This is a genomic window from Kitasatospora sp. NPDC059160, from assembly GCF_042755465.1.
GTDB lineage: Bacteria > Actinomycetota > Actinomycetes > Streptomycetales > Streptomycetaceae > Kitasatospora.
Genome location: NZ_JBHZCN010000159.1, coordinates 1 through 15334, shown reverse-complemented (window position 1 = coordinate 15334; position 15334 = coordinate 1). Strand labels below are relative to the sequence as shown.

Here is a 15334-nt window from a genome sequence, read left to right as displayed (position 1 = left end):
CCGCGGCCGCCCGCGTCCACCCCCCCGCCCGCGCCCGGCTGACCCCCCGGCCGCCCGCGCGGTAGCTCCGTCCGCCCCCGGGTGGCCCGGGGCACCGTGTCGGTGCCCCGGCCCACCGTTTCCCCGGGCCGTTCCGGCGCCACTGGTGGAACCGCGTTCTACTTGACCGAACCCGCGTCCGGCGCCAGCACGCCGCCCGCCACCAGACCGATGATCAGAACGCCGAGCAGCACCCGGTACACCACGAACGGCAGGAAACTGTTGTTCGAGATGTACCTGAGGAACCAGGCGATCGCCGCGTAGCCGACCGCGAAGGCGATCAGGGTGGCCAGGATCGTCGGACCCCAGGCCGGCGCCGGGCCCTCGCCGATCTTGAACAGCTCCAGCGTCCCCGAGGCGAGCACCGCCGGGATCGCGAGCAGGAACGAGTAGCGGGCCGCCGCCTCCCGGCTGTAGCCGAGCAGCAGGCCCGCGCTGATCGTGCCGCCGGAGCGGGAGACCCCGGGGATCAGCGCCAGCGCCTGGGCGAAGCCGTAGGCGGCCGCGTGCGGCAGGGTCAGGTCGGTGATCGGACGGGCGTGGCGGACGGCGCGGGTGCGGTCCGCGAGGGCCAGGACGAGGCCGAACACGATCAGCGTGGTGCCGATGACCCGCAGGTCGCGCAGGTGGGTCTCGATGGAGTCCTGGAACAGCTTGCCGAGGACGCCGATCGGCAGCGTCCCGAGGATCACGAACCAGCCCATCCGGGCGTCCGGATCGGAGCGCAGCGCCGGGCGGAACAGCGACAGCGCCCAGGTGCGGACGATCGAGGCGATGTCCCGGCGGAAGTAGATCAGCACGGCGGCCTCGGTGCCGAGCTGGGTCACGGCGGTGAAGGCGGCGCCCGGGTCGTCCCAGCCCAACAGGGCCGAGAACACCCGCAGGTGGGCGCTGGAGGAGATCGGCAGGAACTCGGTGAGCCCCTGGATCAGGCCGAGAACGGCCCCGTGGAACCAGTCGATCACCGAACACCCGCCGGGGGTATCGGGCGGGCGTGGCGGGGGTGCGGCATGGGCGGGTCCTCGCGGGTCGGAGCGGGCGTGCGGGCGTGCGGACGACCGCGACCCGCGCGACCCCGGGCCGCGCACGGGCCCGGCGCGCGGCCGATGGTACGGGGTGAAGGTAACAGTTCTTTGTTCACCCTTTAATCGGACTTTGCGCACCGGGCTCGCACCCGGCCCGCGCCGGGCTAGCCGGCGGGCCGGGCCCGGACCCAGGTCCGATCGTCCGTCAGGTACGTCTCGATCCGCAGCCCGGCGTCCGCCAGGGCCTCCTCGAAGGCCGCCGTCGAGAGCGGGCGGGACGGGAAGGTCTGGGTCCAGGTGCCGTCCGGGAAGACGTACTCCGTCCGGACCGAATTCACCCCGGCACCGACCGGTGTCGCCGAGAGGATCCTGGCCACCCCGTCCGTCCCGGCGATCCGGCTCTCCCGCGGCACGTTCCGGTGCCAGTCCTCGCCCTCGCGCTGCACCAGGACGCAGCCGTCCCCGGCGACGTGGCGGCGGCAGGTCTCCAACAGGCCCTGGCGGACGGCCGGATCGCCGGCGTGCACCAGGAAGGAGGCGAGCAGCACGACGTCGAAGCGCTCGCCGAGGTCCAGCCGCTCGATCGGGCTGCGCACCGTACGGACCTCCGGGCGTACCCGGGCGAGCATCTCGGCGGACTCGTCCACCGCCGTCACGGCGAAGCCGCGCTCGACCAGCGGGTGGGTCATCCGGCCGACGCCGCAGCCCAGTTCGAGGATCCGGGCGCCGGGCGGGGCGGCCGCCTCGATCACGTCCGGGGCGTCGCCCACCGGGAGGCGGGTCCACACCTCCACCGCGCAGCCGTCCGGCGTGATCGCGCCCGCGCCCGTGCCCTCGTAGCCCTCACGCCGCCCGTCGTGCCCGTGCGCGCCGCCGTTCTCGTGCAAGTCGTTGCCCATGGGGGCCATCGGAACACGCGCGGGGCGGGGAGGGAAGGCGGTCCGGGCGGCTTTCGGTCAGCCCGTCAGGAGCTCCAGATCCGCCAAGGTGGCGCGCAGCCAGGCGAGTTCGGCCTCGGTGGTGGCCCGGGCGGTGAGCAGCAGGCCGCGCCGGAAGGGGTCGGCGAACTCCTCGGCGCTGCGCGGGCGCTCGCCCTCGTAGAAGAAGCTGGCCGGCTCGGACAGGAAGGTCAGCCGGCGGCGGAGTACGGCGGCCTGGGCGGCCGGGTCGTCGAGGTGGCGGAGGAAGGAGACCACGGTGGTCCAGCGGTTGCCGTCGCTGATGTCGAGCGGCTCGGGCGCGCGCAGCCGGTCGAGCAGTGCGGTGCGGCCGGCTCCGGTCAGGTGGAGGGTGTGCCGGGGCGCGGCGGCGCTGCCGGGCTCGGTCTCGCGCACCAGCAGGCCGTCGGCCTCCAGTCGCTTGATCGCGGGGTAGAGCGAGCCGTCGCTGATCGGGCGGATGTGACCGGTGAGCGCGGCGAGGTGGCGACGCAGTTCGTAGCCGTGCAGTGGGCGGTCGTACAGGAAGCCGAGGATCGCGAGCTTGAGCATGGGGCCACTCTCCCAGATCGGTGTCTCGGTGCGCCGGTATATCGGTTCCGGTGTACCTCGACTTCGAGGTATGGTCTGGCCTCGGCAGTCCCGAACCGGAACCGCCGAGCGACCCGACCCGACCCGAACCGACCCAGGAGTGTGTGCACGTGCGCGAGGCCCCCGTCACCCCGAACGGCGACCGGATCCGCTGGGTCGAGCTGCCCGGCGCCGAGCCCGCCCGGCTCTACCTGCACGGCCTCGGCGCCAGCTCACCGGTCTACTTCGCGGCCGCCGCCGCCCACCCGCTGCTCACCGGACGCCGCGCACTGCTGCTCGACCTGCTCGGCTTCGGGATCAGCGACCGGCCCACCGACTTCGGCTACACCCTGGAGCAGCACGCCGACGCGGTCGCCACGGCCGTCGCGGCGGCCGGGCTCCGGCAGGTCGAGGTGGTCGCCCACAGCATGGGAGGCGCGATCGCGATCGTCCTGGCGCACCGCCACCCCGGGCTGGTCTCCCGGCTGGTCCTGGTGGACGCCAACCTCGACCCGATCGCCCCCGACCCCGAGCGGATCGGCAGCAGCGGCATCGCGGCCCGCACCGAGGCCGAGTTCCTGGCCGGCGGCCGGGCGGAGGTCGCCGAACGGGTCGGCCCGTCCTGGTGGTCCACCATGCGGCTGGCCGGTCCCGAGGCCCTCCACCGCAGCGCCGTGCACCTCGCCCGGGGCAGCGAGCCGACCATGCGCGCCCTGCTGCTCGGACTCGACCTCCCGCGCACCTTCCTCCACCCGGAGGCGGACGCCCCCGCGGACGCCGACGGCCTGCGCGCGGCCGGGGTCCGGGTGGTGGCGGTGCCGGACTGCGGGCACACCATCATGCTCGACAATCCGGACGGCTTCGCGGTGGCGGCCGCCACGGCGCTCGGGGGGCCGGCGCGGACGTCCTAGGCTGGACGGCACCGCCGGAGAGGAGCCCGTACGATGCCCGTCGCCGTCCCGCCCGCACTGGCCGCGTCACTGGCCGGGTCCCTCGGCGCGCGGGGACGCGCCTGGGTGGCCCGACTCCCCTCCCTGGCGGCCGAGTCGGCCGAACGCTGGGAGCTGCGCCCGGACGGCCCGGCGGCCCACGGCGTGGTCGCGCTGGTGCTGCCGGTGCGCCGCGCCGACGGTACGCCCGCGGCGCTCAAGCTCCAGCCGGTGGACGAGGAGACGGTGGGCGAGCCGCTCGCCCTCCGGGCCTGGGGCGGTTGTGGCGCCGTCCGGCTGCTCGACCACCAACCCGCCACCGGCGCCATGCTGTTGGAGCGCCTGGACCCGTCCCGCTCGCTGCTCACGATGGCCGACGACCTCGCGGCGGTACGGGTGATCGCCGAACTGCTGCGACAGTTGACGCTCCGTCAGGCGCCGCCCGGCCTGCGCACCTTGGCCGACGTCGCGGACGAGCTGCTGCTGCGCGCCCCGGCCGCGGCTGCCGCCCACACCGACCCGGACGAACGGCGCCTGCTCGCCGACTGCGCGGCCGCCCTCCGTGCCGTCCGCGCCGAACCGGGCGACCGCCTGCTGCACTGGGACCTGCACCACGGCAACGTCCTCGCCCCGCTGCCGGACACCGACCGGGCACCCTGGCTGGCGATCGACCCCAAGCCGCTGGCCGGGCACCCTGGCTTCGAGCTGCTGCCCGCGCTGCGCAACCGCTGGGCGGACGTCACGGCCGGCGGCAGCCCGGCCAGGGCGCTGCGGCGCCGCTTCGACCTGCTGGTGGAGGCGCTGGAGGTGGACCGGGAGGCGGCGGCCGCCTGGACCCTCGCCCGGGTCCTGCAGAACGCGGTCTGGGCGGCCGAGGAGGGGGAGACGGCGCTCGACCCGGGCCAACGCGTCATCGCGGAGCTGGTGTCGGGCCGGGGCTGACGGGCGTCCGGCGCCGCCACCGGGCGTGGACGCGGCCCCCGCGCCGCCACCGGTCCGGCCGGCCCGCCGCTACGCCCGTACCGCCGTGAACCGGACCCGTACCCCCGGCGCCAGCAGGGCCGCCGGCTCCCGGGCCGGGTCCCAGAGCGCCAGCGCCGTCCGCCCGATCAGCTGCCAGCCGCCGGGGGACGGGCTCGGATAGACGCCGGTGTACGTCCCGGCCAGGGCCACCGAGCCGGTCGGGACGGCGCTGCGCGGGGTGGCCCGGCGCGGCACCCCGTACCGCGGCGGCAGACCGGTGAGGTAGCCGAAGCCGGGGGCGAAGCCGCAGAAGGCGACCACGTACTCGGGCTCGGTGTGGATCCGTACGGCCGCCTCGGCGGAGACGCCCCAGCGGGCCGCGACCTCCGCGAGGTCGGCGCCGTCGTACACGGTCGGGATCTCCACCAGCGGCCCGCCCGCGGTCGTGGCCGCCGTCGGGCGGGCGGTGCGCAGCAGCGCCGCCAGCGCGGTGACGTCCGCGACCTCGTCCAGCAGGACGGTGCGGGCGGCGGGCACGATCTCGCCGACCTCGCCGAGCTCCCCGCCGGTCTGCCGGTCGCGCAGCCAGCCGTACAGCGCGGCGACCTCGGCCGTCCCCGGGAGCTCGACCAGCAGCGCCCGCTCGCCGACCCGCCGCACCGCCGGGCCCGCGCCGGGAGGGCCCGCGCCGAGCGGATCCCCGCCGGGCCGCTCCCCGGCGCCGCCCGTCACGCGAACGCCTCGACCCGCACCCCGGCCGAGGCGAGCGCCCCACGGATCCGCCAGGCGAGCTGGGCGGCGCCGGGGGTGTCGCCGTGGACGCACAGCGAGCGCGCCTCGACGGCGATCCGGTCGCCGCCGACGGCCTCCACCGCGCGGTCCCGGGCGATCCCGACGGCCCGGGTGATGACCGTTTCGGGGTCGTGCACCACCGCGTCGGGCTCGCGGCGCGGCACGAGGGTGCCGGCCCAGGTGTAGGCGCGGTCGGCGAAGGCCTCGGCGACCACCGGCAGTCCGACCCCCTCGGCGACGGCGAGCAGCCGGGAGCCGGGCAGTCCGAGGACGGGCAGCGGCCCGTCGCAGACCGCGCCGGCCCGCAGCACCCCGGCCACCACGGCCTCGGCCTGCTCGGAGTCGGAGACCACCCGGTTGTAGAGCGCGCCGTGCGGTTTGACGTAGGAGACCCGGGAGCCGGCGGCCCGGGCGAAGACCTGGAGGGCGCCGATCTGGTAGGCGATCTCGTCGGCGAGTTCCTCCGGTGGGACGTCCATGGCGCGGCGGCCGAAGCCCGCGAGGTCGCGGTAGGAGACCTGGGCGCCGATCCGGACGCCGCGTTCGGCGGCCAGCGCGCAGACCCGGCGCATCGTGGACGGGTCCCCGGCGTGGAAGCCGCAGGCGACGTTGGCGCTGGTCACCACGGAGAGCAGGGCCTCGTCGTCGGTCAGGGTCCAGCGTCCGAACCCCTCGCCGAGGTCCGCATTGAGATCGATCACCGCATCGGCCACGCCCGTCCGCCTCCCAGCAGCTGTTGAGCCAGATGGTAGGGCCTGGCGGTGAAGCCCGTTGCCCGTCACCCGGACGGCCGACGGGCCCACCGGCGCGCAGCCTGCACGCACGCGCCCCGGGGCGGCACCCCGGGGCGGTCGGCTCAGTTCGCGGCTAGGCGTTCCTGGAAGGAACGTTCCAGCGGGCGCAGGGCGCGGAGCACGATCAGCAGCGGAACGACACCGAAGACGCCGAACGACATGTCGATGAATCGCCACGCCAGCGGGATCCCGCGCAGCGGTCCGCAGATCAGCGCCAGCGGGATCACCGCGCCGCAGGCGAGCACCGCCCAGCGGATCACCCAGATGTTGCGGACCGGGTCCTTGAGCGGCCCCCAGAAGGCGGCGCCGATCACCAGGTGGGCGAAGGCCAGCCAGTCGCTGCCGTACGCCAGGAAGGGGTAGCTCCGGTTGGTCTCGACGAGGCCGGTGTGCACCCGCTCGAACCAGGCCGCGGCGCCCGGGAAGCGGTCGGCCAGCGGGGCGGCCGGGCCGGAGGCGCGGTCGACCAGCCAGCCGGTCTCGGTCTCCAGCGGGAAGGCGGTCAGGCCGCTCAGCACCAGGCAGACCAGGAAGAACCCGAGCCAGCGCCGGATCCGCCGCAGGATGACCGCAGGATCGCCGTCCATCACGCACACCTCCCGCGCGCGCCGGGCGCGCGCCCATGCCGGTTGTGCAGGCGGGCCTTGTCCCGTCTGCGTACGGCCGACTCTAGACCCTCGATTTGAACGTGTTCAACACGGCCCCCGGGAAGCCGGCGACCCGTGGGCGGCCGCCCCCTCGCGGCCCCCTCGCGACCGCCCCCGGACGCACCGGTGCCCGGGCGCCGAAGCGGCACCCGGGCACCGGGAGGGGGAACGGCTACGCCGTGTACGTGAACGTCACCGGCGCGCTGGTGCCGCCCGCCGTGGTGAGCACCACGTCCACCGGCCCGGCCGCGGCGCCCGCCGGGGAGGTCGCCGAGCAGAAGGACGGCCCGCAGGAGACGTGCGCGGCCGGCACCCCGCCGAAGGTGATCGAGCCGTAGGTCAGGTTGGTGCCCTGGAGGTACACCTGGGTCCCGCCGGCCACCGGCCCGCTCTTGGTGGTCAGGTTGCTCACCACCGGCGCGGGCGGCGCCGCCGGTGCGGCGCCGGTGTAGTCGAAGGCGACCGGGGAGGCGGCCGTGCCGCCGGGGGTCACCACGCTGACCGGGGCGCTGCCCGATCCGCCGGGGGTGGTCACCGTGCAGGCGGTGTCGTTGCAGGTACCCGGCGCGGGCACGCCGCCGACCAGCACCATGCCGTTGGACAGGTTGCTGCCGTTGACGGTCACCGCGGTGCCGCCGGTGCCCGGGCCGGTGGTGGTGCCGAGGCCGCTGACGGCCGGGGCGGCCTGGACGGTGGCCGGCAGGTAGCCGCGGCTGCCGAGGTCGTACCGGGAGACGTGCCCGGTCGGGTCGGTGTCGTTGGGGTTGGCGGCCGTGACCGTGATCACGCCGGCGATCGGCACGCCCGGGGTGGTGCGCAGGTTGAGCTTCATGAACTCGCTCTTCCCGACCACCCGGGTGCCGGTGAGCACGGCCTCCAGGTGGCGGCCGTCGGGGGAGAGGGTCTCGGTGAAGGTGTAGTCGTACGGCGTGGAGTAGAACATCGCGCCGTCGGTGGTGACGCCCGGCGGCAGGTCGACGGTGAAGTGGGTCGGCCCGGTCAGGTCGGCGGTGCCGGCGGAGGTCCAGCTCGCCGACATGTTGCCGGAGGTGAAGATGCCGCCGGGGTAGTTCCCGCTCTGCGACACGGTCACGTGCTGGGCGGAGGTCGACGCGGAGGACGCCCCGGGGGCCGCCGCGGCGACGGCGGCACCGGTGCTGAGGACGGTCACGGACAGCGCGGCGGCGAGGCCGGCTTTCGCCAGTCGGGTGATCATGGGTCGATCATCACCGAACCATCGCGCTGACCTCACGGTTTTCTCGCATGACCGTTCGAGAATGGCGGAATCCCGTCGAAACCCCGTTCCGTTTCGGCCCCGGGGACCGCCGCCCAGCTGCCGCTCCGCCCGTCCACAAGGTCCGTTTCGGTCGATGTCGGTGCGAACCTCTAATCTTGTCCACCGTGACCGTCATCGCTGACCCGCCCACCGAGCCCGGCCTCCGCCCGGCCGCCGGCGCCGCCGTGCCCGCACCGCGGCCCGCGCCCGGCCCCGCCGCCGACGAGGGCCTGGCCCGCCGGCTCAAGGCGCTGGCCTGCACCGCCCCGCTGCACGACCTGGACAACCGCAAGGTCAACCTGGCCGGCGAGTACGGCGGCTACGCGATGGCCGAGGTCGGCCTCGCCGCGATCGACCTGGTCACCCTGCACATGGACTTCGACACCGGGGCCGACCGCGAGATAGTGCTCGCCCGGATGCTGCCCCGGGTCGCCGCCCAGGCCCCGCGCCGGCCCGCCCCCGAGCACGAGCGGGTCGCCCGCTGGGTGCTGGAGTCGCTGATCAACGTCGGCAGCGTGGACCGCGGCTTCCGCGCCGTCTACGGCACCTTCGGCGCCGACGGCGAGTACGTCCGCCGGGACTACGACTTCAAGCTGATCGAGGAGGTCCCCGGCCCCGACGGCGGCGTCTACCTGCGCACCACCGACGAGGCGGTCAACGTCCTGGTCGGCGCGCTCGACACCGACGTCACCTCGGCCCAGATCGCCGCCGAGGTCAAGCTGGAGGTGCTGATCCGCCGCGGCCGCCTGGCCGACGCCCAGCTCGCCGCCGAACAGGCCCGCTACCGCACCGTCCAGTACGCCGAGACGCTGCGCCGCGCCCTCGACGCCACCCGCCGCAACGTCCGCGCGGTCGACTGGATGCAGGCCGTCCCCGACCTCATCGACGAGGCGCTGGACCACATCGCCGACCGCTACCGGCACGAGAACGCGATTCTCACCAACATCCGCAAGGCCCGCGACGAGGCCGAGGACCAGGAGCACAAGCGCCGCGCCGCCGAACTGGTCGACATCGTCAAGGACTGCATCCGCCGCCACACCCAGCTCCAGACCCGGCTGCTGGAGGCCGGGCCGCTGTTCCGCGCCGAGCAGGACCGGCAGGCCTTCGCCGCCCCCGGCGCCCGCAGCGGAATCGACCTGTACGGCCAGCTGCTCGCTCCCGTGCTGCGGCTCCCGGTGGAGCAGGCCGTCCGGCCCACCGGCGCCTTCTTCGCCCGCGGCGCCGGCCTGCGCACCCCCGTCTCGGTCCGGGTCGCCGACCTGGTCGACCTGCTGCTCACCCCGCCGGTCGAGCGCGAGCACCTCGGCGCCGAACTGCCCGACCCGGACCTCGTCGCCACCCCGGACGACAGCCGCTTCTCCGAGGCCCAGCTGGAAGCCGCCCAGGTCCTGCTCGACCTGCCCCCGGACGCCCCCCGCCGGCTCTCCGGCCTGCTCGCCGACGCCCGCAGGCAGGACCCGGAACTCCCGTACCTGGTGGCCCTGCTGGCCGTGCACGCGGCCAGCCCGCCGGTCGGCACCGCCTACCGCCAGGGCGAGGAGCGGCTGCTGTTCGCCGTGGACGACGGCACCCCGCTGCGCGACCGGGAGTTCGGCGGCGCCGACCTGATCGTCGGCAGCGCCCTGCTCGACGCGGTCGGCATGGCCGCCGACCGCAAGGACGCCGGCTGACCGGCCCGGCCGCGACACCCACAGGCACCCACGTTGACGAACCACCACCACCGCGCCACCCCCGAGGAGCACCGCCCGTGACGACCCACCACGACACGTCCTGGGCGGCCGAGACCGAACCCGCGGCCCCCGCGCCGATCACCCCGGCCGACGTCGCCGACGCCGCCCGGCTGGTCTCCTTCGGCCTCCAGGCCAAGCTGCTCCCCGCCCGCGACGCCGAGTACGCCGAACTCGTCCGCCGCCACCGCGAGGACCCGCCGTTCGCCCGCCTCGCCGACGCCGTCGCCACCGGCATGGGCCTGGTGGTCCTGGAGGTCTCGCCGCGGGCCGGCATGGCCGTCGCCGCCGCCGAGGAGTCGCTGTTCGCCGTCCGGATGGGCGACTACTCGCGCCGCGCCGCCTCCGAGTCCACCGACCGCTTCCTGCACGGACTGGCCCACCTCGCCGTCGCCGCGATGGCCTTCCCCCGCCCCGAGGACCTCGCCGACGACGGCTACCTCGGCCGGATCACCGTCAACGGCGTCGACTCCTTCGTCCGCCAGGCCTGCCGCCGCCTGGAGGAGCAGGCCGACGCCGAGGGCGCCAACACCGACCCGGCCAGCGACGCCCCCGGGCTGGAGGCCGCCTGGCGGGTCTGGGCCCGGCGCACCGCCACCGGCGCCACCAAGGACGCCCGCCGGCTCTCCGGCTCCACCATCGGCATCGTGGCCAAGGCGGTGATGTTCCTGGTCGACTCCGGCTTCCTGCAGAAGGTCTCCGACGACTCCGGCGGCACCTACCGCACCACCGCCCGCTACCAGCTCCAGGTCCGCGACCTGGCCGGCGGCGCCGCGATGGCCGAACTGCTCGACCTCGGCATCGTCCCGGTCTCCGACGGCACCGCCAGCCTGCTGCCGCCGGACACCGGCGACGAGCTGGTCGCCGACGCCGGCCTGCCGTTCCACTCGCTCTGATCGCTCTGACAACCCCATAAGACGCACGGAGAACCGCCGCACATGTACGAGCTCAACCGGGTCCGCCTCTACTCGATCGGACCGGCCGGCGCGCGCTACGCCGACACGGTGCTCGACCTGCGCGGCGTCGGCGAGCCCGTCGCCGACCCGGCCCCGCAGCAGATCGGCCTGTTCGGCGAGGACACCGAGGGCCCGGTCCGCCGCCCCGCCCCGGCCGGCGTGCTCTTCCTGGAGAACGGCGGCGGCAAGTCCGTCCTGCTCAAGCTGATCTTCTCGGTGATGCTGCCCGGCCACCGCAACACCCTCGGCGGCGCCAGCTCCGGCGTGCTGCGCAAGTTCCTGCTCGCCGACGACTGCGGCCACGTCGCCCTGGAGTGGCAGCACACCGTCACCGGCGAACCGATCGTGGTCGGCAAGGTCAGCGAGTGGCGCGGCCGCCAGGTCTCCTCCGACCCGCGCAAGTTCGCCGAGACCTGGTACTCCTTCCGCCCCGGCCCCGGCCTCACCCTCGACTCGCTCCCCGTCGCCGAACGGGTCAGCCTGGTCGGCGACCAGAAGGCCCGCGGCCGCCGCCGCACCATGAAGGGCTTCCGCGACGCCCTCACCGAGGCCGGCAAGGCCCACCCCCACCTCGACCTGGTCTTCGAGGACGGCCACGACCGCTGGACCGAACACCTCGGCGAACTCGGCCTCGACCCCGAACTCTTCCGCTACCAGCGCGAGATGAACGCCGACGAGGGCGAGGCGGCCGGCCTCTTCGCGGTCAAGCAGGACAAGGACTTCACCGACCTGCTGCTGCGCGCCGTCACCGACACCCGGGACACCGACGGCCTGGCCGACCTCGTCCACGGCTTCGCCGCCAAGCTCGGCCTGCGCTCCGAACTCACCGCCGAACGCGACTTCACCGCCGGCTCGCTCGACCTGCTGGAACGCATCGTCGAGGCCACCGCCGCCCGCGAGACCGTCCGCGAGGCGCACCGCACCGCCGAACGCCGTGCCCGCCGCCTCGCCCACGCCCTCACCTCCCGCGCCGCCGCCGAACGCGACCGCGCCCAGGACCTCGCCATCGAGGTCGCCGCCGCCGTGAGCGCCGTCACCGCCGCCGAGTCCGACCGCACCCGGCACAGCCTGATCGCCGACGAACTCACCCACCGGCACGCCACCCTGAGCCTCGCCGCGGCCACCGCCGAGGCCGCCACCCTGCGCCGCGAACTCATCGACGCCCGCACCCTGCACTCCGCCTGGCAGGCCGCCGAGGCCGTGCTGCGCCAGCGCGCCGCCGCCGACCGGGTCGCCCGGGTCGCCGTCGCCATCCGCGAGGCCGAACTGGACGCCGCCCCGGCGCTCGCCGCCCGCGCCCGCGCCGCCGGCGCGCTCGCCCGCGCCCTGGAAGCCGCCGCCGCGGCCGCCGAGACCCGCGCCGACACCGAGGAGCAGCGCGCGAGCGAGCTCCAGGAGGACGGCGGCAAGGCCCAGTCCGCCGCCACCGAGGCCGCCACCGCCGCCCAGAAGGCCCGCAGCGAGGCCGAGCACCTGCGCCAGCGCCTCGCCGAGGTCGAGCAGGAGACCGAGGCCGCCGTCGAGGCCGGGTTCATCGACTCCGACGGCGACGCGGACCCGGCCCGCGCCGCCCTGCACGCCGCCGACGTGGAGCAGGCCGCCGCCGCGGCCCTCGCCCAGGCCCGGACCGTCGCGGAGGCCTGCGCCACCCGGCTGCGGGAGGCCGCCGCCGCCACCTCCCGCGCCGAACTCGCCGCCGAACGGGCGGGCGACGCCCGCAAGGACGCGGCCCGCGCGCTGGCCGCCGAGCAGCGCACCGCCGCCCTGCTCGCCACCGAGCAGCGCCTCGCCGACCTGCTCTCCCTCACCCCGTACCAGGACGGCGGCGAGGAGGACGCCGGCTTCCTCACCCCCGCCGTGCTCGACCGCAACGCCGAGTACCTGCGCGAACTCCTCGACGAGGCCATCGCCACCGCCGAACGCACCCTGTTCGACCTGCGCACCGCCGCCGCCGACGACTCCCGCATCCTCGCCGCCCTCGGTGACGGCGGCCTGCTGCCGCCCGGCCCCGACGTGCTGGCCACTGTCGAGTACCTCGCCGAGCACGGCATCCCCGCCCTGCCCGGCTGGCGCTACCTCGCCCAGTCCGTCGACCCCGCCGACCACGAGGCGATCCTCGCCGCCCGCCCCGAACTGGTGGACGGCGTGGTCGTCACCGACCCGGCCTCGCTGGAGCGCGCCCGCGAGGCCCTCCAGGCCGCCGCCCTGCTGCCCCGCTCCACCGTCGCCGTCGGCGCCGCCGCCTCGCTGATCGCCCCGATCACCGACCGGCCCGCCTTCTTCCTGGTGCCGCCGAACCCGGCCATGCACGACGAGTCCGCCGCCGACGGCGAGCGCCGCGAACTGCGCGCCCGCGCCGCCGCCCGCGAGGAGCACATCCGCGAACTCGCCGGCCGGCTCGGCGCCGACCGCGCCCTCGCCGCCCGGCTCGCCTCCTGGCACGCCAGCTGCCCGCCCGGCACCCTCGCCGAACTCGCCGCCGCCGCCGAGGCCGGCCGCGAGCACGCCGAGCAGGCCGCCGCCGCGCTGGCCACCCTGCGCTCCGACCACGACGAGGCCGAGACCGACCACGCGGCCGCCGCCTCCGCCCACGAGGAGCAGCGGGAGGCCGCCCAGCGCGCCCGCCGCCGCGCCGACGCCCTCTCCGGCCTCGCCTTCCGGCTGCGCGAGCGCGCCACCTGGGCCCGCCGCCAGCGCGAACTCGCCGAGGACGCCGCCGAGTGCGACCGCCGCCAGGCCGTCTGCGCCGAACGCGCCCGCACCTGCGACGAGGACCGCCGAGCCGCCCAGCGCGCCGCCGACGACGCCCGCCGCACCGTGCGCGCGCTGCGCGCCGAACGCGCCGAGATCCCCGCCGCCGAGCAGGCCGACGAGCCCGCCGAGCAGACCGCCCCCGCCGCGCTGCCCGCCCTGCGCGAGGCCTACCGGGCCGCCTCCCAGCTGTACGAGAAGGTCGGCGTCGGCGCCGACCTGCGCGCCGAGCAGGCCCGCGCCGAGGGCGACGAGGCCGCCGCCGCGACCGAGCTCGACCGCCTCACCAACAAGGTCCGCACCCGCGCCGAGGAACTCCTCGGCAGCCCCGACGGCGCCGACGGCCCCGCCCGCCAGGCCGCCGCGGCCCGCGCCGAGGAGCTGGTCGCCACCATCGAGGCCCGCTCCGCCGCCGCCAGCGAGCAGCTCGGCCGCCTGCGCGGCGAGGCCGAGCGCTCCGCCCCGGCCGACGGTGAGGCGCACACCGAGCTGCCCGAGGAACTCGTCCCGGCCGACCCCGAGCACGCCCAGGTCCTGCTGCGCACGGCCACCGGCCGGCTCGCCGAGTGCCGCGAGGCCGTCGACACCGCCCGCACCGCGCACGCCGACCTCCAGCGCACCTTCGACGCCGCCCAGTCCGCCGCCGCCGACTTCGATGAGCTGGCCGGCCAGCTGCGCGACGGCCTGCGCGAGCAGCAGGAGGAGGACGGCCGGCCGGTCGAGCCCTACCTCGGCTCGCTGCCCGAGGCCCGCAACGCCTCCACCGACGCCCGCCGCGCGCTGCGCACGTCCGTCGGCGAGCTGTCCTCCGCCGAACTCGCCGTCCGGGACGCCTCCGACGCCCTGGTCCGGCACGCCAACGCGGCCCGCTACGAGGCCGTCCGCACCCCCGCCCGCCAGCAGATCCGCGAGCTGCCCGCGTCCGCGCTGCCCGAGCACGCGGCCGCCTGGGCCACCGCCTTCGCCCCCCGGCTGCGGGTGCTCACCGACGAGCTCACCCAGCTGGAGCGCAACCGCGGCTCGATCGTCGACCGGCTGCGCGGACTGGTCGAGTCCTCGCTCACCACCCTGCGGGCCGCCCAGCGGCTGTCCCGGCTGCCCGAGGGCCTGGGGGAGTGGTCCGGCCAGGAGTTCCTGCGGATCCGCTTCGAGGACCCGGACCACACCACCCTGGTGGAGCGCCTCGGCGAGGTCATCGACGAGGCCACCCGTGCCGCCGTCCGGAAGAACAGCGACCTGCGCCGCGACGGCATGTCCCTGCTGCTGCGCGGCGTCGCCGCCGCGATCGGCCCCAAGGGCGTCAGCGTCGAGATCCTCAAGCCCGACGCGGTGCTGCGCGCCGAGCGGGTGAGCGTCGGCCAGATGTCCGACGTCTTCTCCGGCGGCCAGCTGCTCACCGCCGCCATCGCGCTCTACTGCACGATGGCCGCGCTGCGCGCCAACGACCGCGGCCAGTCCCAACTGCGGCACGCCGGCACGCTGTTCCTCGACAACCCGATCGGCCGCGCCAACGCCACCTACCTGCTGGAGCTCCAGCGCGCGGTGGCGGACGCGCTCGGCGTCCAGCTGATCTACACCACCGGCCTGTTCGACACCACGGCGCTCGCCGAGTTCCCGCTGGTGATCCGCCTGCGCAACGACGCCGACCTGCGGGCCGGCCTCAAGTACATCTCGGTGGAGGAGCACCTGCGCCCGGGCCTGCCCGCCCCGCAGGACCCGGACGGCCCGACCATCCACGGCGAGATCACCGCCACCCGGATGTTCAAGCGCCCGGCGGAGGTTCCCGCCCAGCCGTGAACCACGGCCTGCCGCCGAACTCCCGCCTGCGGGGCGGCGTTGGGGCACGCACCTCGCCGCGTTGTCGTCGGTCGCCAATGCGCTGCATTGGGCTCCCTCCTCCGCCTTGCGATGCACGCACCCCAACGCC

General features: G+C 75.9%; 12 protein-coding genes. 5 read left to right on the top strand and 7 right to left on the bottom strand.

Annotated features, from left to right (window positions below; all coding sequences use genetic code 11):
- Nucleotides 1–158: 158 nt before the first annotated feature.
- The 3 genes from ACFXOZ_RS39515 to ACFXOZ_RS39505 form a co-directional block, all read right to left on the bottom strand.
- Nucleotides 159–1001, bottom strand: a complete 843-nt coding sequence (locus ACFXOZ_RS39515) for an undecaprenyl-diphosphate phosphatase (RefSeq protein ID WP_380525629.1) — start codon at nucleotides 999–1001, stop codon at nucleotides 159–161.
- Between the two features lie 227 nt (nucleotides 1002–1228).
- A complete protein-coding gene (locus ACFXOZ_RS39510; RefSeq protein WP_380594843.1) occupies nucleotides 1229–1963 on the bottom strand; it encodes a class I SAM-dependent methyltransferase in 735 nt (244 codons plus the stop codon).
- 57 nt (nucleotides 1964–2020) lie between these two features.
- Complete coding sequence (locus ACFXOZ_RS39505; protein WP_375892330.1) at nucleotides 2021–2554, bottom strand: PadR family transcriptional regulator; 534 nt, start codon at nucleotides 2552–2554, stop codon at nucleotides 2021–2023.
- 149 nt (nucleotides 2555–2703) lie between these two features.
- Between ACFXOZ_RS39505 and ACFXOZ_RS39500 the strand changes: the two genes are divergently transcribed.
- Both ACFXOZ_RS39500 and ACFXOZ_RS39495 read left to right on the top strand, forming a co-directional pair.
- Complete coding sequence (locus tag ACFXOZ_RS39500) at nucleotides 2704–3483, top strand: alpha/beta fold hydrolase (protein WP_380594842.1); 780 nt, start codon at nucleotides 2704–2706, stop codon at nucleotides 3481–3483.
- Between the two features lie 33 nt (nucleotides 3484–3516).
- On the top strand, nucleotides 3517–4443 hold the full coding sequence (locus tag ACFXOZ_RS39495; protein ID WP_380525626.1) for an aminoglycoside phosphotransferase family protein: 927 nt from the start codon (nucleotides 3517–3519) through the stop codon (nucleotides 4441–4443).
- Nucleotides 4444–4512: 69 nt separating this feature from the next.
- Here the strand turns inward: ACFXOZ_RS39495 and pxpB are convergent, their stop codons facing one another.
- The 4 genes from pxpB to ACFXOZ_RS39475 all read right to left on the bottom strand — a co-directional run bounded on the left by pxpB (nucleotide 4513) and on the right by ACFXOZ_RS39475 (nucleotide 7913).
- Nucleotides 4513–5124 (bottom strand): 5-oxoprolinase subunit PxpB, encoded by a 612-nt coding sequence (pxpB, locus tag ACFXOZ_RS39490; RefSeq protein ID WP_380594846.1) that lies wholly within the window; start codon nucleotides 5122–5124, stop codon nucleotides 4513–4515.
- A gap of 68 nt (nucleotides 5125–5192) precedes the next feature.
- Nucleotides 5193–5969, bottom strand: coding sequence for a LamB/YcsF family protein (locus ACFXOZ_RS39485; RefSeq protein WP_375892327.1), 777 nt, complete (start codon nucleotides 5967–5969; stop codon nucleotides 5193–5195).
- A 143-nt stretch (nucleotides 5970–6112) separates the two neighbouring features.
- Entirely contained in the window at nucleotides 6113–6637 is a 525-nt protein-coding gene (locus tag ACFXOZ_RS39480; protein ID WP_380594840.1) for a hypothetical protein, read from the bottom strand.
- Between the two features lie 232 nt (nucleotides 6638–6869).
- Nucleotides 6870–7913, bottom strand: a complete 1044-nt coding sequence (locus ACFXOZ_RS39475) for an IPT/TIG domain-containing protein (protein ID WP_380594838.1) — start codon at nucleotides 7911–7913, stop codon at nucleotides 6870–6872.
- Between the two features lie 194 nt (nucleotides 7914–8107).
- On the opposite strand from ACFXOZ_RS39475, the gene ACFXOZ_RS39470 reads away from it, so the two are divergent.
- From ACFXOZ_RS39470 to ACFXOZ_RS39460, 3 genes are all read left to right on the top strand, one after another.
- Entirely contained in the window at nucleotides 8108–9643 is a 1536-nt protein-coding gene (locus ACFXOZ_RS39470; protein ID WP_375892422.1) for a hypothetical protein, read from the top strand.
- Nucleotides 9644–9720: 77 nt separating this feature from the next.
- Nucleotides 9721–10596 (top strand): hypothetical protein, encoded by an 876-nt coding sequence (locus tag ACFXOZ_RS39465; protein WP_375892322.1) that lies wholly within the window; start codon nucleotides 9721–9723, stop codon nucleotides 10594–10596.
- A gap of 42 nt (nucleotides 10597–10638) precedes the next feature.
- Nucleotides 10639–15204, top strand: coding sequence for a hypothetical protein (locus ACFXOZ_RS39460; RefSeq protein ID WP_380594836.1), 4566 nt, complete (start codon nucleotides 10639–10641; stop codon nucleotides 15202–15204).
- The last annotated feature ends 130 nt before the right edge of the window (nucleotides 15205–15334 follow it).

What these genes read in the sequence shown, in the direction of transcription:
- ACFXOZ_RS39510 (WP_380594843.1), bottom strand. Translation starts at nt 1,963, where the DNA reads ATGGGCAACGACTTGCACGAGAACGGCGGCGCGCACGGGCACGACGGG.
- ACFXOZ_RS39505 (WP_375892330.1), bottom strand. Translation starts at nt 2,554, where the DNA reads ATGCTCAAGCTCGCGATCCTCGGCTTCCTGTACGACCGCCCACTGCAC.
- ACFXOZ_RS39495 (WP_380525626.1), top strand. Translation starts at nt 3,517, where the DNA reads ATGCCCGTCGCCGTCCCGCCCGCACTGGCCGCGTCACTGGCCGGGTCC.
- ACFXOZ_RS39480 (WP_380594840.1), bottom strand. Translation starts at nt 6,637, where the DNA reads ATGGACGGCGATCCTGCGGTCATCCTGCGGCGGATCCGGCGCTGGCTC.
- ACFXOZ_RS39475 (WP_380594838.1), bottom strand. Translation starts at nt 7,913, where the DNA reads ATGATCACCCGACTGGCGAAAGCCGGCCTCGCCGCCGCGCTGTCCGTG.
- ACFXOZ_RS39460 (WP_380594836.1), top strand. Translation starts at nt 10,639, where the DNA reads ATGTACGAGCTCAACCGGGTCCGCCTCTACTCGATCGGACCGGCCGGC.